20 protein-coding genes are annotated in these 20,270 nt (G+C 60.6%); 6 read left to right on the top strand and 14 right to left on the bottom strand.

The annotated features are described in order from the left end of the window. Window positions 1-518: 518 nt before the first annotated feature. Complete coding sequence (locus tag P406_RS10525; RefSeq protein ID WP_003413980.1) at window positions 519-2,012, top strand: YifB family Mg chelatase-like AAA ATPase; 1,494 nt, start codon at window positions 519-521, stop codon at window positions 2,010-2,012. A gap of 69 nt (window positions 2,013-2,081) precedes the next feature. On the opposite strand, the gene P406_RS10520 is transcribed toward P406_RS10525, so the two are convergent. Beyond that, entirely contained in the window at window positions 2,082-3,389 is a 1,308-nt protein-coding gene (locus P406_RS10520; RefSeq protein ID WP_003313973.1) for a CitMHS family transporter, read from the bottom strand. Window positions 3,390-3,685: 296 nt separating this feature from the next. Here P406_RS10520 and P406_RS10515 point away from each other — a divergent pair, with 296 nt between their 5' ends. After that, entirely contained in the window at window positions 3,686-4,087 is a 402-nt protein-coding gene (locus P406_RS10515) for a GFA family protein (RefSeq protein WP_046236136.1), read from the top strand. A gap of 62 nt (window positions 4,088-4,149) precedes the next feature. On the opposite strand, the gene P406_RS10510 is transcribed toward P406_RS10515, so the two are convergent. From P406_RS10510 to exbB, 6 genes are all read right to left on the bottom strand, one after another. Further along, a complete protein-coding gene (locus P406_RS10510; protein WP_004408917.1) occupies window positions 4,150-5,547 on the bottom strand; it encodes an aminoacyl-tRNA deacylase and HDOD domain-containing protein in 1,398 nt (465 codons plus the stop codon). An 86-nt stretch (window positions 5,548-5,633) separates the two neighbouring features. Beyond that, window positions 5,634-7,709: an ATP-dependent DNA helicase RecG gene (gene recG, locus P406_RS10505; RefSeq protein WP_046236135.1), complete on the bottom strand. Its 2,076-nt coding sequence runs from the start codon at window positions 7,707-7,709 to the stop codon at window positions 5,634-5,636. 11 nt (window positions 7,710-7,720) lie between these two features. Further along, window positions 7,721-8,644 (bottom strand): hydrogen peroxide-inducible genes activator, encoded by a 924-nt coding sequence (locus P406_RS10500; RefSeq protein WP_002551493.1) that lies wholly within the window; start codon window positions 8,642-8,644, stop codon window positions 7,721-7,723. A gap of 92 nt (window positions 8,645-8,736) precedes the next feature. Next, complete coding sequence (locus tag P406_RS10495; RefSeq protein ID WP_003413986.1) at window positions 8,737-9,483, bottom strand: energy transducer TonB; 747 nt, start codon at window positions 9,481-9,483, stop codon at window positions 8,737-8,739. Beyond that, window positions 9,480-9,905: a TonB system transport protein ExbD gene (gene exbD / locus P406_RS10490; protein ID WP_002551495.1), complete on the bottom strand. Its 426-nt coding sequence runs from the start codon at window positions 9,903-9,905 to the stop codon at window positions 9,480-9,482. Before exbD ends, P406_RS10495 begins: the two co-directional genes overlap by 4 nt. Window positions 9,906-9,908: 3 nt before the next feature. After that, window positions 9,909-10,862, bottom strand: coding sequence for a tonB-system energizer ExbB (exbB, locus tag P406_RS10485; protein WP_003413988.1), 954 nt, complete (start codon window positions 10,860-10,862; stop codon window positions 9,909-9,911). A gap of 209 nt (window positions 10,863-11,071) precedes the next feature. On the opposite strand from exbB, the gene P406_RS10480 reads away from it, so the two are divergent. Then, window positions 11,072-11,920, top strand: a complete 849-nt coding sequence (locus P406_RS10480) for an SDR family oxidoreductase (RefSeq protein WP_046236134.1) — start codon at window positions 11,072-11,074, stop codon at window positions 11,918-11,920. A 52-nt stretch (window positions 11,921-11,972) separates the two neighbouring features. On the opposite strand, the gene P406_RS10475 is transcribed toward P406_RS10480, so the two are convergent. The 6 genes from P406_RS10475 to P406_RS10450 form a co-directional block, all read right to left on the bottom strand. Further along, complete coding sequence (locus P406_RS10475; protein ID WP_046236133.1) at window positions 11,973-12,710, bottom strand: lipoprotein; 738 nt, start codon at window positions 12,708-12,710, stop codon at window positions 11,973-11,975. A 54-nt stretch (window positions 12,711-12,764) separates the two neighbouring features. Then, complete coding sequence (gene ridA, locus P406_RS10470) at window positions 12,765-13,145, bottom strand: deaminase RidA (RefSeq protein ID WP_003313984.1); 381 nt, start codon at window positions 13,143-13,145, stop codon at window positions 12,765-12,767. 24 nt (window positions 13,146-13,169) lie between these two features. Next, window positions 13,170-15,275, bottom strand: a complete 2,106-nt coding sequence (spoT, locus tag P406_RS10465; RefSeq protein WP_003404001.1) for a bifunctional GTP diphosphokinase/guanosine-3',5'-bis pyrophosphate 3'-pyrophosphohydrolase — start codon at window positions 15,273-15,275, stop codon at window positions 13,170-13,172. 60 nt (window positions 15,276-15,335) lie between these two features. Next, window positions 15,336-15,599: a DNA-directed RNA polymerase subunit omega gene (gene rpoZ / locus P406_RS10460; RefSeq protein ID WP_003320174.1), complete on the bottom strand. Its 264-nt coding sequence runs from the start codon at window positions 15,597-15,599 to the stop codon at window positions 15,336-15,338. Between the two features lie 147 nt (window positions 15,600-15,746). Beyond that, window positions 15,747-16,391, bottom strand: a complete 645-nt coding sequence (gmk, locus tag P406_RS10455) for a guanylate kinase (RefSeq protein WP_003344442.1) — start codon at window positions 16,389-16,391, stop codon at window positions 15,747-15,749. Window positions 16,392-16,404: 13 nt separating this feature from the next. After that, on the bottom strand, window positions 16,405-17,268 hold the full coding sequence (locus P406_RS10450; protein WP_003344441.1) for a YicC/YloC family endoribonuclease: 864 nt from the start codon (window positions 17,266-17,268) through the stop codon (window positions 16,405-16,407). Between the two features lie 313 nt (window positions 17,269-17,581). On the opposite strand from P406_RS10450, the gene rph reads away from it, so the two are divergent. Together rph and P406_RS10440 are read left to right on the top strand one after the other, a co-directional pair. Continuing rightward, window positions 17,582-18,304: a ribonuclease PH gene (rph, locus tag P406_RS10445; RefSeq protein ID WP_003313989.1), complete on the top strand. Its 723-nt coding sequence runs from the start codon at window positions 17,582-17,584 to the stop codon at window positions 18,302-18,304. A 20-nt stretch (window positions 18,305-18,324) separates the two neighbouring features. Next, the gene (locus tag P406_RS10440; RefSeq protein WP_003313990.1) at window positions 18,325-18,693 is read left to right on the top strand and encodes a DUF4870 domain-containing protein; all 369 of its coding nucleotides are present in this window, start codon (window positions 18,325-18,327) and stop codon (window positions 18,691-18,693) included. Between the two features lie 69 nt (window positions 18,694-18,762). Here the strand turns inward: P406_RS10440 and crc are convergent, their stop codons facing one another. Continuing rightward, window positions 18,763-19,542 (bottom strand): catabolite repression control protein Crc, encoded by a 780-nt coding sequence (gene crc, locus P406_RS10435; protein ID WP_002551505.1) that lies wholly within the window; start codon window positions 19,540-19,542, stop codon window positions 18,763-18,765. 82 nt (window positions 19,543-19,624) lie between these two features. Between crc and pyrE the strand changes: the two genes are divergently transcribed. Beyond that, the gene (gene pyrE / locus P406_RS10430) at window positions 19,625-20,266 is read left to right on the top strand and encodes an orotate phosphoribosyltransferase (RefSeq protein WP_003403990.1); all 642 of its coding nucleotides are present in this window, start codon (window positions 19,625-19,627) and stop codon (window positions 20,264-20,266) included. The last annotated feature ends 4 nt before the right edge of the window (window positions 20,267-20,270 follow it).

Genomic DNA, 20,270 nt, shown 5'->3' with positions numbered 1-20,270 from the left:
GCGCACTGGCACGATGGCGACGTCAGGTTTTCGGAAGGGGCACAGACTGGTGGCCGTGGCGGGTATCTTGGCGAACGTTGCAGCACGTCGTTGCGTTAGTGTGCCGGATTTATCGGTCATGCATGGAATCTCTGCGCAGAAACGGGCGATATCGCCCGCTGTATACAGAGGTGCATTCCAAGATATGTGCCGACTGTCTATTTATCCTTAAAAAACAAATAGATAGAGATTTAAAGCAAAGACATCGAGCAAAAAAAGCGTGAAATAGTGCGCAAGCGTCTGCGCACCTGCGCTGACTCGTGAATGTGTGCCGCATCGCTTTGAATATAGGGCTTTGCTGGTTAAGCCCCGGCCATCGGATGCGCAAAAATTTGCGCATCTATGTTTTGCATGCAGCCTTTAGCCGACTAAGTGTCGTGCCTGTCGACCCCACTCACACCCTGTATCCATTCCCCCCTCACCCCCATCCCGTAAATAAAGCACGATACCCGCCCATCGCTCATATCAAGGAATGATCCATGTCGCTGGCTATCGTCCATAGTCGTGCCCAGGTCGGGGTGGAAGCCCCGGCGGTTACTGTTGAAGCACATCTGGCCAACGGCCTGCCGGCCCTGACGCTGGTGGGGTTGCCGGAGGGGGCGGTCAAGGAGAGCAAGGACCGGGTGCGCAGTGCCATTCTCAATTCCGGGCTGGATTTTCCGGCGCGGCGGATCACGCTCAACCTTGCCCCGGCTGATTTGCCCAAGGATGGCGGGCGGTTTGATCTGGCGATTGCGCTGGGTTTGCTGGCCGCCAGTGGGCAGGTGCCGCTTGTTGCGTTACAGGATGTTGAATGTCTGGGCGAGTTGGCGTTGTCGGGGGCGATTCGGCCGATTCAGGGGGTGCTGCCTGCTGCACTTGCGGCGCGTGCTGCGGAGCGGACGCTGATCATTCCGGCGGTGAACGCCGAGGAAGCGTGCCTGGCGTCGGGGCTGCGGGTGATTGCGGTGAGCCACTTGCTGGAGCTGGTCGCGCATTTCAACGGGCGCACGGTGATTGCGCCGTATCAGTCCAGCGGTCTGCTGCATCAGCCCAAGCCGTATCCGGACCTTAGCGAAGTGCAGGGCCAGACCGCCGCGAAGCGTGCCTTGGTGATTGCCGCTGCGGGGGCGCATAACCTGCTGTTCAGCGGGCCGCCCGGCACCGGCAAGACGCTGCTCGCCAGCCGCCTGCCGGGTTTGTTGCCGCCGCTGGACGAGCATGAAGCGCTGGAGGTGGCGGCGATTCAGTCGGTTGCCAGCCAGGTGCCACTGACCAGTTGGCCGCAGCGGCCGTTTCGCCAGCCGCATCACTCGGCGTCCGGGCCTGCGTTGGTCGGCGGTGGCAGTCGTCCGCAACCTGGCGAGATCACGTTGGCGCATCACGGCGTTCTATTCCTAGACGAGTTGCCAGAGTTCGATCGCCGCGTGCTGGAGGTTTTACGCGAGCCGCTGGAGTCCGGGCATATCGTGATTTCCCGGGCGCGGGATCGCGTGCGCTTTCCGGCGCGGTTCCAGTTGGTGGCGGCGATGAACCCGTGCCCCTGTGGCTATCTTGGTGAGCCGACCGGGCGCTGCCGTTGTTCCACCGAGCAGGTGCAGCGCTATCGCAACAAGTTGTCCGGCCCGCTGCTGGACCGGATCGACCTGCACCTGACCGTCGCTCGCGAAGCCACCGCCCTCAACCCTGACCCGACCACCAGTGAAAACACTGCCAGTGCCGCAGCCGTGGTCGCTGAGGCGAGAGACCGTCAGCAACGTCGTCAGGGCTGTGCGAATGCGTTTCTCGATCTGCCGGGGCTGCGCGAGTACTGCGCGCTGTCCAGTGTCGATGAAAGCTGGCTGGAGACGGCGTGTGAGCGTCTGACCCTCTCATTACGCTCGGCGCATCGATTGCTGAAGGTGGCGCGGACGTTGGCGGATCTGGAGCAGGTGGACGCGATCAACCGCAGTCATCTGGCCGAGGCCTTGCAGTATCGGCCTTCAACCAATTGATGGCCGCAAACGCAAAAACTCGCCGTCAACGATCAAGTCGACGGCGAGTTTTGGGACAGCTAAAGACGCTTACATGCTGCTATAGAACGGGAAGATCCCCATCAGCAGCGCGGCAACCAGAATGCACATGCACACCAGAATCGCCCATTTCAGGGTGAAGCGCTGGTGGTCACCGAACTCGATACCGGCCAGTGCCACCAGCAGGTAGGTCGAAGGCACCAACGGGCTGAGCAGGTGGACCGGCTGACCGACGATCGAGGCACGGGCCATTTCCACCGGGCTGATGCCGTAGTGGGCAGCGGCTTCGGACAGCACTGGCAGTACGCCGTAGTAGAACGCGTCGTTGGACATGAAGAAGGTGAACGGCATGCTCACCAGTGCGGTGATCACGGCGAGGTACGGGCCCAGCGCATCCGGGATCACGGCCAGCAGGCTTTTCGACATCGCGTCGACCATGCCGGTGCCGGACAGGATGCCGGTGAAGATACCCGCGGCGAAGATCAGGCCGACCACCGCCAGCACGCTACCTGCGTGGGCCGATACGCGGTCCTTCTGGTCCTGCAGGTTCGGGTAGTTGATGATCATCGCGATACTGAACGCGATCATGAACAGAACCGGCAGCGGCAGGAGGCCCATGATCAGGGCGACCATCAGGGTCAGGGTCAGGGCGGCGTTGAACCAGATCAACTTTGGACGACGCGCGTCGGGGAATTGCGAGACGCTGATTTCACTGTGGTCGACTTCATCACCCTGCAGGTGCAGTTCACCCAGACGGGCACGCTCGCGTTTGCCGTAGAAGTAGGCAATCGCCAGGATCGCGATCACACCTGCCAGCATGGCCGGGATCATCGGTACGAAGATGTCGGAGGCATCGACGTGCAGGGCACTGGCCGCACGAGCGGTCGGGCCGCCCCAAGGGGTCATGTTCATCACGCCGCCGGCCAGAATGATCAGGCCGGCCATGATGCGCGGGCTCATGCCGATGCGGCTGTACAGCGGCAGCATGGCGGCGACGCAGATCATGTAGGTGGTCGCGCCGTCACCGTCGAGGGACACCACCAGCGCCAGTACGGCGGTGCCGACCGAAATGCGCATCGGGTCGCCCTTGACCATTTTCAGGATCTTGCGCACGGCCGGGTCGAACAGACCGGAGTCGATCATCAGCGCAAAGTACAGAATGGCGAACATCAGCATCACGCCGGTCGGCGCCAGCTTGGTGATACCTGCCAGCATCATCGGGCCGATCTGCGACGCGAAGCCACCGAACAGGGCGAAGATGATCGGCACCAGGATCAAGGCGATCAGCGCAGTCAGGCGCTTGCTCATGATCAGGTACATGAACGCAATAACCATGGCAAAGCCAAGGAAAGTCAGCATGGGAATACTCCAGACGTAATACGGCTACAGAACGTGAAATGAACGAGTCAGCTCAGCAGATCGGTACGTGGAGTGGGGGCGCAAGGAGAGTGTGGAGCGAGAAGTCAGGAAGCATCGGAATCACCATTATTGTTGTTAATTGAGCCTGAAACACCTCGGAATCCGTTCCTGGCTAACCGGTCTTTTTGCCGGAAGTGGGTTGATGCTAATTGGCCAAGCTTTCACCGAGCTTTCATTCGGCAGTTGCCGGAATTTTATTGTCACAGGGATTATGGGCATGAACAGGAGAAGCACGGATGAGCGAGATACACTCGGGTGGCTGCCATTGCGGCGGGCTGCGTTACCAGTTCGATGCGCCGTTGCGGGACATCGCTCACTGTCATTGCTCCATCTGTCGACGCACCTCGGGTGCAACGGTCGTCACCTGGATAAGTGTGCCGCTGGCTTCGTTTATGTGGCTGACGGGCAGCCCCTGCGCTTATGACTCTGCACCCAGCTGCGTCCGCTATTTCTGCGGCAAGTGCGGCGCTCACCTGGCGTTGTTCACGCGCAACAGCCCTGACGAGATCGATGTCACCATTGCAACACTTGACCAACCGGAGCTGGCCGCGCCCTCTCGACACATCTGGATAGAGAACCGGCTTCCATGGCTACGCCTGGATGAGCACCTGCCGGGAGTTGAAGGCGAGCCTTTCTAAGGCTCGAGGGGAGAGCGCCAAGGTCGGAGCCGTCGGCACTATTCGCATACTAGATCCGCAGGTTACTTGCTGAACTGCGACGCCAGTTCACGCAGCAGCACTTCGGCCTCGAGCACTTTTTTTACTGATTCGTTGGCTTTTTCGCGCGTCAGACCCAGGCGATCGAACAGTTCGTCCGGGATGTCCTGCTCGGGACCGGAGCCGATACCGTTGGCTCGCAGCAGGCGCACTGCCAGATAGACCAGGTTGGCATAGACGTGATGCTCACCCTTGTAGTGCGGGTCGTGCTGGAAACGCAATGCGATGGACAGCTCATCCGGCATGTCCCAATAGCGCATCAGCCACGCCCCGATCTGCTCGCGGCTGATACCCAGCAGATGCTGCTCGATAAAGCTGTGGTGCAAATGCGGGTTCACTTCCAGTTGCCGGCAGATCAGGGTGAAGTGCGGTGGAAACACGTGCGCCAGCAGCAGGTAACCGAAGTTGTGCAGCAAACCGGCGAGGTAGCTCAGACCACCCTCCGGCCGGCTGGCGCGCGGAATGGCGCGGGTCAGGCCTTCGATGACGGCAGCGGTGTAGATCGATTGCTGCCAGTACGGCGTGGTCTGTTGTGGCTGATCCTTGGGCAGGCTCAGGGTTTTGCCCAGTGCGAGGCCCAGTGCCAGATTGATCACCAGATCGAAGCCCAGTACGCGGACGATTGCGTCTTCGACCGAACGAATCTTGCCGGTCGACGCGTAATACGGCGAAGCGGCCCAGCTGACGACCTGAGCGGCCAGCGCTGGATCGGTTTCGACGACGCCGGTGATGTCATCGATGGTCGCATCGGGGTCGACACGCAGTTTGATGATTTTTTGCGCAGTGCCAGCCAGCGGCGGAATCTCCAGGGTCGCCTCCAGACGCTGCTGGATGCGGCGCGCTGTAAAGGCATGCATGGCCTGGGTGATTTCTGCAGGATCGTCGTCAGGACGATCAAGGTTCGGCCGGATCGTCGCCACCGGTTGACCAAAGTGCGCGGCGCTGGCCTTGCTCAGCATGCCCTTGAAGTCGTCGCTGCTGATTTCCAGCAGGACACCTGGCTCGCCCGAACCCACCAGCAGGGTGGGCTCCTGAAGCAGGCGCTCGTCGTAAAGGCACGGTGAGCTGGTCAGCGCCGGGAGACCTGGCAGTACGCGCAGGTTGTGCTTGGTGAGCATGCGCTCCAGCCGCTCGTGCGGCACGGCGGTCAGTTTGCGGCCGGTCAGCTCAGTGATGCGGGAGAGGTCGAGCAACTGGCTTTGCGGAAACAGGATAAGCAATGCACCGACAGCGTCCTCGACCAGCACAGCCTGCACCTTGCGAGCTGGAGGAAGGCTTTTTTCGTCCACGACTTCGTTGTAGCTGATAGCCAATTTTTCAAGCAACTGCCGGATTACCGACGGCGCATGGTGCGGATCATTGACGTGGGCGACTTCTGTCATGAGCTATGTCCAAATTCCTACATTTTCTGAAGTATAACCACGTTATTCGATTTGGGTCGCACGCGGTTTGCAAAGCATAGTCTGCATCACACCTGGCCATACTGCTGGCCATGACGCAGCCACCTGTCGAGCAGCGGGCTGACGTGTTGCGGCCAGCGCTCCAACAGCGCCTGAGCCGCGTCGCGTACGGCCGGTAGCAGGTCTGCGTCGCGCATCAGGTCGGCGACCTTGAATTGCAGAAGGCCCGTTTGTCGGGTACCTAGCATTTCGCCGGGGCCGCGCAGTTCGAGGTCTTTTTCGGCGATGACAAAACCATCGTTGGTTTCGCGCATGATGCCCAGTCGCTGCCGTCCGATCTGTGAAAGCGGCGGGTGGTAGAGCAGCACACAATGACTCACCGCGCTGCCGCGCCCGACACGGCCGCGCAACTGGTGCAATTGCGCCAGGCCGAGGCGTTCGGGGTTCTCGATGATCATCAGGCTGGAGTTCGGCACGTCGACACCGACTTCGATGACCGTCGTCGCCACCAGCAATTGCAGCGCACCTTGCTTGAACTCGGCCATGATCGCGGCTTTTTCTGCGGGTTTCATGCGCCCGTGAATCAGCCCGACGCGCACGTCACCCAACGCGCTGCTCAATTCTTCGTAGGTGGTTTCAGCGGCCTTGCAGGTCAGCTCTTCGGATTCTTCGATCAGCGTGCACACCCAATAGGCCTGGCGACCTTCTGCGCAGGCGGCGCGCACCCGCTCCACGACTTCCAGGCGACGACTGTCGGCAACCAGCACGGTATTGACCGGCGTCCGGCCCGGCGGCAGTTCGTCGAGGATCGAAGTATCCAGGTCGGCGTAGGCACTCATGGCCAGCGTGCGCGGGATCGGTGTGGCGGTCATGATCAACTGATGCGGGCACATCAGGCCACCAACGCCCTTTTTGCGCAGCGCCAGGCGCTGCTGCACGCCGAACCGGTGCTGTTCGTCGATGATCACCAGCGCCAGGTTCTTGAACTGCACTTCGTCCTGAAACAGCGCATGGGTGCCGACCACCATGGGTGTGCCACCGGCGATCTGCTCCAGGGACGCGATGCGCGCCTTGCCTTTGAGCTTGCCTGCCAGCCAGGCCACGCCCACGCCCAAGGGCTCGAGCCAGCGCTGGAAGTTGATGTAGTGCTGCTCGGCGAGAATCTCGGTGGGCGCCATCAGCGCCACTTGATAACCCGCTTCCAGTGCTTGCAAGGCAGCCAGCGCAGCAACCACGGTCTTGCCCGAGCCCACGTCGCCCTGGATCAGCCGCAGCATCGGCTCGGGCTGACTGAGGTCATAGGCGACTTCCTTGCCGACACGCTGCTGCGCGCTGGTGGGGGCAAAGCCAAGGTTGGCGAGAAACTGTTTCGGCAGTTTTTTCGCAACGGGCAATGCCGGTGCGCGCTGTGAACGCAGGCTTTCACGCAGGCGTTGCTGGGAAAGCTGGTGTGTCAGCAGTTCTTCGAAAGCCAGTCGGTGCTGCGCCCAGTGATGCCCGAGGGCCAGCTCCTCCACGTCGGCATCGGCCGGTGGGTGATGCAGGTAACGGATCGCATCATCCAGCGGGGCCAACTGATAATCGCGGGCCAGTTCTTCAGGCAGCCAGTCCGGCAGACTTTTGGGGCCGAGCATCGCCAGGCTTTGCTGGCACAGCTGGCGCAGACGCTGTTGGGTCAGGCCTTCGGTCGTCGGGTAGATCGGCGTGAGGGTCTGTTCGACGGGCGCGGGCTCATCACCGGTAATCGCCCGATATTCCGGGTGATAGATTTCCAGTCCGGAAGCACCGGGACGCGCTTCGCCGAAGCAACGCAGGTGTGTGCCACGCTTCATGCTTTCTTTCTGGGCGTTGCTGAAATGGTAGAAGCGCAGGCTGACGACCCCCGTGCCGTCGCCGAGCCGGACCAGCAGGCTGCGGCGCTTGCCCATTACCACATCGGCACCGCTGACCACGCCTTCGATGACGGCATCCTGACCAGGACGCAGCGCACCGATCGGTACGATGCGCGTACGGTCCTGATAACGCAGCGGCAGATGGAACAGCACGTCCTGCAGGGTTTCCAGCCCGACCTTGGCCAGCTTTTCTGCCATCGCTTCGCCGACACCCTTGAGCGCCGTGACCGAGACCCTGGAAAGCTCGCTCATTTCTGTTCTGCCTAGCTAGCGACTGTTTTCGGACGTGCCACCGAGCACAGACGTGCAGAGTCAGCGAGGATTTCGATGGCTTTGGGTCTCGGGAAGCTTGCACGCCAGGCGATGGCGACCGTGCGGAAAGGCACGGGCGGCGTCAGCGGGCGGACTTCGATCACGCCGGGCGCGTAGTGGTGGCTGTCGACTGCCGACAGTGGCAGGATCGAAATGCCCAGCCCGGAGGCGACCATGTGCCGAATGGTTTCCAGCGAGCTGGACTCTACTGTCGTGTGCTTGGCGCCTTCGTTGCCCTTGCCCAGCGTCGGGCAGGCTTCCAGAACCTGATCACGGAAGCAGTGACCTTCGCCTAGCAACAGCAGGCTCTTGTCGTTGAGCGCCGAGGCATCGATGGTCTCTTTCTGAGTCCAGGGATGGTCGGCCGGCATCAGGACGGAGAACGGTTCGTCGTAAAGCGGCAGGGTCAGCACGTCGGCTTCGTTGAACGGCAAGGCAATGATGACGGCATCCAGCTCACCGTTACGCAGCTTGTCGCGCAGCACATGTGTGAAGTTTTCTTCGATGTACAACGGCATCTGCGGGGCGACCCGGTGCAGTTGCGGGATCAGGTGAGGAAACAGGTAAGGACCGACGGTATAGATCGCGCCGACTTTCAGCGGGGCGGTCAGCTGGTTCTTGCCGGCCTGGGCCAGCTCGCGAATACCCTGGGCCTGCTCCAGCACTTTCTGCGCCTGTGCCACGATGCCTTCACCGACCGGTGTCAGGCGTACAGCGCTCTTGCTGCGCTCGAAAATGAGCACGCCGAGTTCGTCTTCGAGTTTTTTGACACCCACCGACAGCGTTGGCTGGCTGACATGGCAGCGTTCCGCCGCATGGCCAAAGTGCTGCTCCTGGGCGAGCGTAACGATGTAGCGCAATTCTGTAAGAGTCATAACGTGCGTCCATGAAGTTGCGACCCCAGCATAGCGGGTGCAATCGATAGACGCACGTTATCAGAAGTACTTATGAGTAACAAAAGTACAATTCAGCGTTTATCCAGCGAATAAACGAACGGTGCGAGGATTTCAATGGTGCCGTTGTTGAGGATTTCCTTAGGCGGCTTGGGCAAAGGCTGAGCGCGACGGATCATTTCCATGGTCGCCCGGTCCAGCGAAGAGCTGCCTGAACTGGCGGCAATCGAGTAGGACAGCACGTTGCCGTCAGCGTCCACCACGAAGCGCAAACGAGCAACACCCTGCATGCCACGACGGCGTGCATCCTCAGGGTACTTCTTGTACTTGCTCAGATGACCGAGCAAATCACCCTGCCAGTTCGGTAATGCGTTGCTGGGTGGCGAAGGTGCAGGAGCAGGCTTGGGAGCCACCGGCTTTGCCGGTTGCGCCGTGGTCGGCGGTGTATCGACCGGCTTTTCGTCGGCAGGCTTTTCCTTGGGCGGCTCAGGCTTCTTCTGCGGCTTTGGCGGCTGTGGTTTGGGCTTGGGCTTCTCGACCTTCTTGGGCACCACGATTTCCGGCTTCGGCGCCTGCACGACTTCCGGCACCGGTGTCGGCTCCTCCGGGGCTGGCGGCGGGGGCGGCTGAACGACCTTGGGCGGTGGCGGCGGAGCGGGCTCGGGCACTGGTGCAAGTTCGACCATCATGGCGGCCGGTGGCAATTCGACAGGCTGCGGGGCAGGCCAGCGAACGGCAACAATGATTGCGATGGCGTGCACGGCCAGCACCAACAACAGACTACCGCTATAGCGCGTCAGTTTTTGGCGCGTACTGATCATTTCTTACCAGCCGTCTCAAGACCCACCAGACCGACCTTCAGGTAACCCGCACCCCGAAGCGTGTTCATGACCTCCATCAGATCGCCGTAATCCACGCCCTTGTCGGCCTGGAAGAAGATCGTGGTGTCTTTCTTGCCCTTGGTGCGGGCGTCCAGCACCTGACCGATCTGCTCGCGGGCAACCTTCTCTTCGCCCAGGTACAGGCTCTTGTCGGTTTTCACGCTGAGAAAGATCGGCTTCTCGGGCCTGGGCTGCGGTGTGGCGGTAGACGCTGGCAGATCGACCTTGATGTCTACGGTCGCCAGCGGCGCAGCCACCATGAAGATGATCAGCAGCACCAGCATGACGTCGATGAACGGCGTCACGTTGATTTCATGGTTCTCGGCGAGATCGTCGCCGCCTTCGTTAAGATGCAGGCCCACGTGTTAGCCCACCTTGACCATGTGCGGTTGTTGTTGATTGCGCTCGGACGGCTCTGGCAGATGATCCAGATCGCGGCTGACCAGCAGCAGGACGTGTGCCGAGGCATCGGACACCTGAGCCTTGTAACCGGCGATGGAGCGGGCGAAGACGTTGTAGATCACCACCGCAGGGATCGCAGCGACCAGGCCCAGCGCCGTGGCCAGAAGGGCTTCGGCGATGCCGGGTGCGACCACGGCGAGGTTGGTGGTCTGGGTCTTGGCGATGCCGATGAAGCTGTTCATGATGCCCCATACCGTACCGAACAGACCCACGAACGGCGCAGTCGAACCGATGGTCGCCAGCACGCCGGTGCCCATGCTCATGTTGCGGCCACAGGCGGCGACCAGACGCTCGAGGCGGAAGCTGACACGCTCCTTGATCCCTTCGCGCTCGCGGCTGTTGGCGGACAGGCGCATCTCTTCGAGGGCGTCGTGCACCAGCAGGTGGGCGAGGGTGCCTTCCGTGCTGGCGGTGGCGCTCGCTTCAGTCAGGGAGCGGGCTTTTTTCAGGTTGACGATCTCGCCGCGCAACCGGCGCTTGGCGCCCAGCAGCTCGAAACCCTTGGAGATCCAGATGGTCCACGTAATGATCGAGGCGATGGCCAGACCGATCATGACCGCTTTGACCACGACGTCGGCATTCTGATACATGCCCCACGGCGACAGGTCATGCGCCATGCCCAGGCTGTTGTCTTCGGCGGCGGGCTCCATGGCCTGCACCGGGACTGCTGCGTCAGGTGCGGCAGGTGCCGTTGCCGCAGGTGCGGTGGAGGTCGCAGGGGCCGCGGTCGGAGCCGATTGATCCGCGAGTGCCATGGGGACGAACATCAGGCTCAAGACAAGGGCTGCGATACTGCGCCATGCACGAGGCAGGCGAGGCATCTGGGTAGGCGAAGCGATTGATTGAATGCGTTTCATGCTGGCCGGACCTGAGAGGAAAAAAGGGGATGGTTCCAGTGCGTCGCGTGGTGCTGTCGACGCTCACGGGGAACGAATGGGCCGCCATTATTGCAAATCGTTCTTGTTAACAAAAGTAATACAGTATCTTTTTTACATATTCGCCCGAACGCTTGCCTGTCGATGAGCGTTTTTAACGATACTGACACCGCCTTTTCTGGAGATACCGAATGACTGCTCCTTCGCTTCTGATCGCCGGCTGTGGCGACATTGGTTCGCGACTCGCTACTCGCCTGCTGCCTCACGGCTGGACCGTGCATGGGCTGCGGCGCACTGTTTCCGAGCTTCCTGCCGGTGTTATCGGTGTGGCGGGCGATCTGTTCGAGACGCCAAAACCTGCCCAATGGCCTGCTGCGGCACTGGATTATGTGGTGTATTGCGCGACCCCCTCGCAGCGTGACGAAGCGGGTTACCGGATGGCTTATGTCGAGGGCCTGCGTAATGTGTTGAGCTGGCTCAAGCAGACCGGGCAGCGGCCAAAGCGCCTGATCTTCGTGTCAAGCAGCGGTGTTTACGGTCAGCAGAATGGGGAATGGGTGGATGAAACCTCCGCCACCGAGCCCGGCAACTACACCGGCACGGTGATGCTGGAAGCCGAGCAGGTCGCGCTGAACAGCGGGTTTCCGGCCACGGCGGTGAGATTGACCGGTATTTACGGCCCGGGCCGCAGTGACCTGTCGAACCGCGTCCGCCAAGGGCACAGCGTGAGGATCGATCCGCCGGTCTACGCCAATCGCATTCATGCCGACGATGCGGCCGGTCTGCTGGAGCACGTGCTGCTGGCGGATCAACGCGGCGTTGCGCTGGAGAGTTGCTACCTGGGCGTCGACGACGATCCGGCCGCGCTGGCCGATGTGGTGGCGTGGATCCGTGAGTATCTGGGGGTGACCGAATGGTCAGAGGAGGTCAGCGTGCAGCGCGTGGGCAGCAAGCGTTGCAGCAATGCCAGGGCGCGAGCGTTGGGGTGGAAACCCATGTACCCGGACTACAGGGCCGGTTATGCGGCTTTGCTGGGCTAAAACAGTGGTCGATCAGGAGCGCCAAGCAGGGCGCTCCTGATGCCTGAATCGCTTACTGCTGTTCGAGCAACCAGCGACGTGGGCCGGGACGCAGCTCGGGCATCTGGTCCGCGCCGGCGTTGTTCACAGCCTGGAATATCTCCAGCTGCTTGCCTTTGCGGGCGAAAATCCACGGGTTGCCTTTCTCGGCCTTCTCCAGCCACATGCTGTCGTATTCGCCGCTCATCGCTGCACAATCGCCTGCCAGGCAGAGCGCGTAACGATCGTTTTCCGGAAGCCCCTGCACACTGCCGTCAGGCATGAATTGCACAGTGCTGCCCTGACCGTCGCCTTCGACGACCGTCCACTTGCCGCCCATGTAGGCGCCATACAGAGCTTTTTCGAAGCTGCTGCCTGGCTGAGCGCCGTCCGGTGCCGGATCTTCGGGTTTCTGGAAGTGCTGTTCAGGGCCTGATTCGCTGGCCGCCTGGACCAGTTCGTCGCCCTTGACGCTCAGGTCTTCGAAGAAGTTGCCGTAGAAATCGACATGCATCTTGCCTTCGGCAGCGCTGACGATCTTGCCTTCGCCGAGCTCGAAGCCATTGGAGTAAATGGCCTGATTGGCCTTGGAGTTGATTTTCCACTCCAGATTGGGACCATTGGCGAGCAGGGCCTGGCGCAAGTTGCCTTGCTTGACGGCGGCGTCGATGGCGGTCTGGTTGATCCAGGTGCCGTCCGGATTGCGGTCGGCGTGGCTGGCGCAGCCGCCCAGAATGACGGCGAGCAGCGAGATGGCGAGCGCGGAGCGCATAACGGATTCCTTCCTTCAGGGAGAACGGAGCGCAAGGCACGCTCCGTCGGGGATTTATTCGATGACGAGAATCGCGTCCATTTCAACCTGGGCGCCACGCGGCAAGGCCGCAACGCCGATGGCTGCACGGGCCGGATAAGGCTGGGTGAAGTAGGCGCTCATCAGCTCGTTGACCTTGGCGAAGTGGCCCAGATCAGTCAGAAAGATGTTCAGTTTGACGATGTCCTTGAAGGATCCGCCCGCTGCTTCGGCAACCGACTTGAGGTTTTCGAAAACCTGAGTGATCTGGGCTTCGATGCCCTCGACCAGTTCCATGGTGCTCGGGTCCAACGGGATCTGTCCGGACATGTAGACGGTATTGCCAGCTTTGATGGCCTGTGAGTAAGGGCCGATGGCCGCAGGGGCTTTATCGCTGGTGATGACAGTCTTGGTCATGAGAACTCCTGATAGTGGGATGGCCTACGCGCGCATCCGGGTGATGCGTGTGACACCGGTCAGGGCGCGCAGTTTCTTGATCACACGAGCCAGGTGCACGCGATCGTGCACGCTGACCACCAGTTGGACCACGCTGATGCGACCATCGCGTTCGTCCATGCTGATTTTTTCGATATTGCCGTCCGCCGCGTTGACGCTGCTGGCCAGCAGCGCGATCAGGCCGCGCTGATGCTCGAGTTCGACACGCAGCTCGACGTTGAATTCGCCCGTCACGTCCTTGGCCCAGGACAGCTGAATGCATTTTTCCGGGTTGTGGCGGATTTCGCTGATGTTGCGGCAGTTGTCCAGGTGCACAACCATGCCCTTGCCTGCAGACAGGTGGCCGACAATCGGGTCGCCCGGGATTGGCGTGCAGCACTTGGCGTAGCTGAGCACCAGACCTTCGGTGCCACGAATCGCCAGCGGGCCTTCAGGGCTTGGCAGTTGATCGCCTTCGCCCAGCAGGCGGCGGGCAACGACATAAGCCATGCGATTACCCAGGCCGATGTCTTCGAGCAGGTCTTCCAGCACTTCGACCCGGTATTCGTTGAGCACCAGTTGAATGCGCTCCTGACCGATCTTGTCGAGGCTGCACTCAAACCCGTTGAGGACCTTGTTCAGCAGGCGCTCGCCCAGATTGATCGACTCGGAGCGGCGTTGCAGCTTGAGTGCGTGACGAATGTGGGTGCGCGCCTTGCCGGTGACGACGAAGTTCAGCCAGGCCGGATTCGGACGTGCGCCGGGGGCGCTGACAATCTCGACGGTCGAGCCACTTTGCAACGGTTCGGAAAGCGGTGCCAGTCGGCGGTTGATCCGGCAGGCAATGCAGCTGTTGCCGACATCGGTGTGTACCGCGTAGGCGAAGTCCACCGCTGTGGAGCCTTTGGGCAGCTCCATGATTCGGCCTTTGGGCGTGAAAACGTAGACCTCGTCCGGGAACAGGTCGATCTTGACGCTTTCGATGAATTCCAGGGAGTTGCCGGCGCGCTGCTGCATTTCCAGCACGCCCTTGACCCACTGTCGGGCTCGGGCGTGAGTGCCCTTGGGCTGCTCGTCGTCGCTGGACTTGTACAGCCAGTGCGCCGCGATGCCGTTGTTGGCCATTTCTTCCATTTCGCGGGTGCGAATCTGGATCTCGATAGGCACGCCATGCATGCCGAACAAGGTGGTATGCAGGGACTGATAGCCGTTGGCCTTGGGGATCGCTATGTAATCCTTGAAGCGACCGGGCAGCGGCTTGTACAAATTATGTACAGCGCCGAGCACGCGATAGCAGGTGTCGACCTTGTCGACGATGATGCGGAACGCGTAGACATCCATGATCTCGTTGAAGGCGCGACGTTTGCCACGCATCTTCTTGTAGATGCCGTACAGATGTTTCTGCCGCCCACTGACGTCGCCTTCGATGCCATCGACGGCCAGGCAATGACTCAGGGACTCTTCGATCTTGTTGACCAGTTCCTTGCGATTGCCCCTGGCGCGCTTGACCGCCTGGTTGATTCGCGAGGAGCGCATCGGGTACATCGCCTTGAAACCCAGGTCCTCGAATTCGATGCGCACACTGTGCATGCCCAGCCGATTGGCGATGGGCGCATAGATTTCGAGGGTTTCCTTGGCGATGCGCCGGCGCTTTTCGCCGGACAGGACTTCCAGCGTGCGCATGTTGTGCAGGCGATCGGCGAGCTTGACCAGAATGACGCGAATGTCGCGCGCCATGGCCATGGCCATTTTCTGGAAGTTTTCCGCCTGGGCTTCGGCCTTGGTCTCGAAATTCATCTGGGTCAGTTTGCTGACCCCGTCGACGAGTTCCGCGACGGTCTCGCCAAATTGGGCGCTGAGCGCTTCCTTGGCAATCCCGGTGTCTTCGATGACGTCATGCAGCATTGCAGCCATCAGGCTCTGATGGTCCATGTGCATGTCGGCAAGAATGTTCGCCACCGCAAGAGGATGGGTGACGTAGGCTTCACCGCTGCGACGGCGTTGGCCATCGTGGGCTTGTTCGGCGTAGAAATACGCTCGGCGGACCAGATTGACCTGGTCCTTGCCGAGGTAGGCCGACAGTCTGTCGGCGAGGGCGTCTATGCTCGGCAAGGCGCTACCCCTTGCCAATGGCTTTTACCCTGCGCCGTACTACGTCGACCTGGCATAGGCTTAGACGGCCTCGTTGGACTCGTCCTCGAACGCTGCGAACAATGGCTCATCTTCAACGATTTCAGCTTCTGCGATTACAGAGTAATCCATTACGCCAGCTGCGATTTCACGCAGGGCCATAACGGTAGGCTTGTCGTTTTCCCAGGCCAGCTTTGGTTCTTTGCCGCCGGTTGCCAGTTGACGGGCACGCTTGGTAGAGAGCATGACCAGCTCAAAGCGGTTATCCACGTGTTCTAGGCAGTCTTCAACGGTTACGCGGGCCATGGGTATTCCTCGTAGCAAATGCGGATGCGCGATGCCCGGATGGGCGAGCGGACTCGGTAGTTTACAAGCGGACAGCACCAGTCATCAAGCGGCATGCCACCAACGGCATGCTTTTAACCTGTTGCCTGATGTCTGGAAACGTTTCGATCAAGCCAGCAACTCCTGAAAAAGCTCGCTGTATTGCTCTTGCTGGTGCTGTTGAGTCAGGCGGTTGGCGCGGAAAATCGCCTTGAGGTCTTCCAGCGCGCCAGCAAAGTCATCATTGACCACGACGTACTCATACTCGTTGTAGTGGCTCATTTCGCTGACCGCTTCACGCATCCGCGCTTCGATGATCTCGTCGCTGTCCTGGCCGCGATTGGTCAGGCGCTGGCGCAAGGCCTGCTGGGTCGGCGGCAAAATGAAGATGGAGCGGGCCTGCGGCATCTGCGCGCGAACCTGACGCGCACCCTGCCAGTCGATTTCCAGAATCAGGTCGTGGCCTTCGTCCAGCGTCTGCTGCAGGTGGCTCTGCGACGTGCCGTACAGGTTGCCGAAGACCTCGGCCTGCTCGAGAAAGTCGCCGTGCTCGATCATGCTCAGGAACGTGGCACGATCGACGAAGTTGTAGTTCACACCGTCCACTTCGCCTGGGCGCATGGCGCGCGTGGTGTGCGAGACAGAGACGCGAATCTTTGCCTGCGCGCCGTGCTGAGGCTCTTGCTGAGCGTCCATCAGCGCCTTGACCAGACTGGTCTTGCCCGCGCCGGACGGAGCGGAAATGATGTACAGGGTGCCAGTGATATGGGTCATGTCAGGTTTAGCCTTACTCAATATTCTGCACTTGCTCACGCATCTGCTCGATCAACACTTTGAGGTTGACGGCAGCCTGCGTGCTGCGTGGGTCAAAGGCCTTGGAGCCCAGTGTATTCGCTTCGCGGTTAAGCTCTTGCATCAGGAAATCAAGACGGCGTCCTGCCTGGCCGCCAGCCTTGAGTACGCGACGCACTTCAGTGACGTGGGTGCTGAGGCGGTCCAGTTCTTCGGCGACATCGCTTTTCTGTGCCAGCAGGACCATCTCCTGCTCCAGGCGCTGGGGGTCGAGTTCGGCTTTCATGTCGGCAAAGCGATCCAGCACCTTCTGCCGCTGGGTTGCGAGCATCTGTGGCACCAGCGTGCGCAAGGTGGCGACTTCTTCGACGATGGAGGACAGACGCTCGTCGAGTAGCCGCGCCAGATCTGCGCCTTCGCGCCCGCGCCCGCTTTTCAATTCGGTCAGCGCATCATTGAACAGTTTCAGGGCCTCGGTGTTCAACACCTGCGGATCGTTGGCATCGGCGACCAGCACGCCCGGCCATGCCAGCACCTCGAGCGGGTTCAAGGCGGCAGGCTGTTTGATCAAACCGGCAACCGACTCGGCTGCGGCGATCAATTGGCCAGCGCGTTCAAGGTCCACCTGCAGCGGCTTGCCGGCGGTTTCCTCGACAAAGCGCAGTGTGCACTCGACCTTGCCGCGCGACAGGCCCTGACGCAGTGCTTCGCGAATCGCGCCTTCCAGATCGCGGAACGACTCCGGCAGGCGCAGGTGCGGCTCAAGATAGCGGTGGTTGACCGAGCGCAGTTCCCAGCTCAGTGTGCCCTGGGCACCGGCCCGCTCTACTCGGGCAAAGGCAGTCATGCTGTGCACCATGGGAGATACCTCTTGGTTCGCTTGCAAAAGCGTTGTTCGGTTCATGAGCGCGCAGAAGTGGCGGTCATGGGCGTCGTGAAAGCCGGCTGGCTGTAGAGGCGCAGGATTGTAGCGCAGTGCGGCGCAGGCTCCCAATCCGACAGTGTGACAAGTGACGCAAGGCGTTGTTTTACCCCCTATCTGCGCGTCGAAAGCCTTGATTCAGGGCCTTCTGGTTGCGCCGGATCGGCATTGACGGCTTTTAGAGATGCCCAGCGGCAGCTGTGGCCTCTATAATGCCCAGCAGTTTTCCGTCTCAGTACAGGTATCCCAGATGAAACGTCCAAGTGGTCGCGCCGCCGATCAGCTCCGCTCGATCCGCATCACCCGCAACTACACCAAACACGCCGAGGGTTCTGTACTGGTCGAGTTTGGTGATACCAAGGTGATTTGCACCGTCAGCGTCGAAAACGGCGTGCCACGCTTTCTCAAGGGCCAAGGCCAGGGCTGGCTGACAGCCGAATACGGCATGTTGCCACGCGCTACCGGCGAGCGTAATCAGCGCGAAGCCAGCCGCGGCAAGCAGGGTGGTCGTACACTCGAAATCCAGCGCCTGATCGGTCGTTCGCTGCGCGCTGCGCTGGACATGTCCAAGCTGGGCGACGTCACCCTCTACGTCGATTGCGATGTCATTCAGGCTGACGGAGGCACTCGTACGGCTTCTATTACCGGTGCGATGGTTGCTCTGGCAGATGCGCTGAAGGTGATCAAGAAGCGCGGCGGCCTGAAAGGCGGCGACCCGCTCAAGCAGATGATCGCGGCCGTTTCGGTTGGCATGTATCAGGGTGAGCCGGTGCTCGACCTGGACTACCTCGAAGACTCGGCTGCCGAAACCGACCTGAACGTGGTGATGACCAGTGCAGGCGGTTTCATTGAAGTTCAAGGTACTGCCGAAGGCGCGCCGTTCCAGCCTGAAGAGCTGAACGCGATGCTCGCGCTGGCGCAGAAAGGCATGACCGAGTTGTTTGAATTGCAGCGCGCCGCGTTGGCCGACTGATACCCAGAAGGGGTCCGATCATGAGTGACAGCTTGCAACCGTTCAGCAAACCGCCGCAAAGCGCTCGCCAGTGGGCGATGTTCTGTCACTTGTCGGCGTTTGCCGGACTGATGTTTCCGTTTGGCAATCTGCTGGGCCCGCTGATTATCTGGCAGTTGAAGAAAGATTCCGATCCGTTTATCGACGCGCAAGGCAAGGAAGCGCTGAACTTTCAGATCACGGTCGCCATTGCGGCCACCGTCAGCATGCTGCTGGTGCTGCTGATCATCGGCTTTGCGTTACTGACGCTGGTGGGGATCGGAGCCGCAGTGCTGGCGATCATTGCCGGGATAAAAGCCAATGACGGCGTCGATTATCGCTATCCGTTCACCTTGCGCCTGATCAAGTAGCATCACTTCAGGCAACGCAAAAAGCCGACTTCAAGTCGGCTTTTTCGTGTTCGCGGCCTTGCCTGGCTATCAGATAGTCAGGGTCCAGTCGTAATCCACGATCAACGGCGCGTGCTGCGAGAAGCGCGGCTGGCGTGGCAGACGGGCGCTGCGCACGAAGCGGCGCAGGCCTGGGGTCAGGATCTGATAATCGAAGCGCCAACCCAGATTCAGCATCTCGGCCTGCTCGTTGTCCGGCCACCAGCTGTACTGGTCACCTTCACGGCTGACTTCGCGCAGGGCATCGACGTAGCCCATGGTGCCGACGATCTCGTCCATCCAGGCGCGCTCGGGCGCGAGGAAGCCGGGCGACTGCTGGCTGTCGCGCCAGTTCTTGATATCGAGCTTCTGCTGCGCCACATAGAGCGATCCGCAGTAGATGTATTCGCGACGCTTGCGGCGCTGCTTGTCCATGTACTTGCCGAAATCGTCCATGAGCTTGAATTTCTGATTCAGGTCTTCATCGCCATTCATCCCCGACGGAAAGAGCAGGGTAGCGATACTGACCTTGTCGAAATCTGCTTGCAGGTAGCGCCCGTAGCGGTCGGCTGTCTCGAAGCCGAGGCCGCTGATTACCGCCTTCGGCTGCAACCGCGAATACAGCGCCACACCACCCTGAGCGGGAACCTCGGCTTCGCAGGCATAGAGGAAGTAACCATCCAGCTGAAAGGCTGGATCGTCCAGTTCAAAGGTGGAGGCGCGGGTGTCCTGTAAGCAGATGACGTCGGCATTCTGAGCTTGCAGCCAGCTGAGCAAACCACGCTCGACCGCAGCCTGAATGCCATTTACGTTCACACTGATGATCCGCATAAATGGCCCCAAAAATCACGTGCGTGTATGATACCCGAGCTCTACCTAATTAGCTAAATCCGTGGTATTCGGAGCTTTTTTCATGCAAGCGTATCAACGCGATTTCATTCGTTTTGCCATCGATCGCGGTGTTCTGCGCTTCGGTGAGTTCACTCTCAAGTCCGGGCGCACCAGCCCGTACTTCTTCAATGCGGGGCTGTTCAACACCGGTTCCGCACTGGCACAACTGGGGCGTTTCTACGCAGCAGCCGTAGTTGAAAGCGGTATTGCCTTCGACGTTCTGTTCGGTCCGGCCTACAAGGGCATTCCGCTCGCGTCGGCCACTGCTGTGGCGCTGGCCGAGCATCATGACCGTGATCTGCCGTGGTGTTTCAACCGCAAGGAAGCCAAGGCACACGGCGAAGGCGGCAGTCTGGTGGGCTCCCCGCTGGCGGGTAATGTGCTGATTATCGACGACGTGATCACTGCAGGCACTGCGATCCGTGAGGTCATGCAGATCATCAAGGACCAGGACGCGACAGCTGCTGGCGTGCTGATCGCGCTCAATCGTCAGGAGCGTGGCAATGGCGAGTTGTCGGCGATTCAGGAAGTCGAGCGTGACTTCGGGATTCCGGTGGTGAGTATCGTCTCGCTGAATCAGGTGCTCGAGTTCCTGGCCGACGATCCGCAGCTCAAGCAGCATCTGCCTGCCGTCGAAGCCTATCGCGCGCAATTCGGAATCTGAGGAC

Origin of the sequence: Pseudomonas syringae pv. coryli str. NCPPB 4273 (assembly GCF_000972175.1) — a bacterium.
GTDB lineage: Bacteria > Pseudomonadota > Gammaproteobacteria > Pseudomonadales > Pseudomonadaceae > Aquipseudomonas > Aquipseudomonas syringae.
The sequence above is the reverse complement of the archived record's forward strand: the minus strand, read 5'-3'. Positions and strand labels throughout refer to the sequence as shown.

Bases quoted from the DNA above. Each gene is read 5' to 3' on its own strand.
- P406_RS10525 (WP_003413980.1), top strand. From the start codon at position 519: ATGTCGCTGGCTATCGTCCATAGTCGTGCCCAGGTCGGGGTGGAAGCC.
- P406_RS10520 (WP_003313973.1), bottom strand. From the start codon at position 3,389: ATGCTGACTTTCCTTGGCTTTGCCATGGTTATTGCGTTCATGTACCTG.
- P406_RS10515 (WP_046236136.1), top strand. From the start codon at position 3,686: ATGAGCGAGATACACTCGGGTGGCTGCCATTGCGGCGGGCTGCGTTAC.
- P406_RS10510 (WP_004408917.1), bottom strand. From the start codon at position 5,547: ATGACAGAAGTCGCCCACGTCAATGATCCGCACCATGCGCCGTCGGTA.
- recG (WP_046236135.1), bottom strand. From the start codon at position 7,709: ATGAGCGAGCTTTCCAGGGTCTCGGTCACGGCGCTCAAGGGTGTCGGC.
- P406_RS10500 (WP_002551493.1), bottom strand. From the start codon at position 8,644: ATGACTCTTACAGAATTGCGCTACATCGTTACGCTCGCCCAGGAGCAG.
- P406_RS10495 (WP_003413986.1), bottom strand. From the start codon at position 9,483: ATGATCAGTACGCGCCAAAAACTGACGCGCTATAGCGGTAGTCTGTTG.
- exbB (WP_003413988.1), bottom strand. From the start codon at position 10,862: ATGAAACGCATTCAATCAATCGCTTCGCCTACCCAGATGCCTCGCCTG.
- P406_RS10480 (WP_046236134.1), top strand. From the start codon at position 11,072: ATGACTGCTCCTTCGCTTCTGATCGCCGGCTGTGGCGACATTGGTTCG.
- P406_RS10475 (WP_046236133.1), bottom strand. From the start codon at position 12,710: ATGCGCTCCGCGCTCGCCATCTCGCTGCTCGCCGTCATTCTGGGCGGC.
- ridA (WP_003313984.1), bottom strand. From the start codon at position 13,145: ATGACCAAGACTGTCATCACCAGCGATAAAGCCCCTGCGGCCATCGGC.
- rpoZ (WP_003320174.1), bottom strand. From the start codon at position 15,599: ATGGCCCGCGTAACCGTTGAAGACTGCCTAGAACACGTGGATAACCGC.
- gmk (WP_003344442.1), bottom strand. From the start codon at position 16,391: ATGACCCATATCACTGGCACCCTGTACATCATTTCCGCTCCGTCCGGC.
- P406_RS10450 (WP_003344441.1), bottom strand. From the start codon at position 17,268: ATGGTGCACAGCATGACTGCCTTTGCCCGAGTAGAGCGGGCCGGTGCC.
- rph (WP_003313989.1), top strand. From the start codon at position 17,582: ATGAAACGTCCAAGTGGTCGCGCCGCCGATCAGCTCCGCTCGATCCGC.
- P406_RS10440 (WP_003313990.1), top strand. From the start codon at position 18,325: ATGAGTGACAGCTTGCAACCGTTCAGCAAACCGCCGCAAAGCGCTCGC.
- crc (WP_002551505.1), bottom strand. From the start codon at position 19,542: ATGCGGATCATCAGTGTGAACGTAAATGGCATTCAGGCTGCGGTCGAG.
- pyrE (WP_003403990.1), top strand. From the start codon at position 19,625: ATGCAAGCGTATCAACGCGATTTCATTCGTTTTGCCATCGATCGCGGT.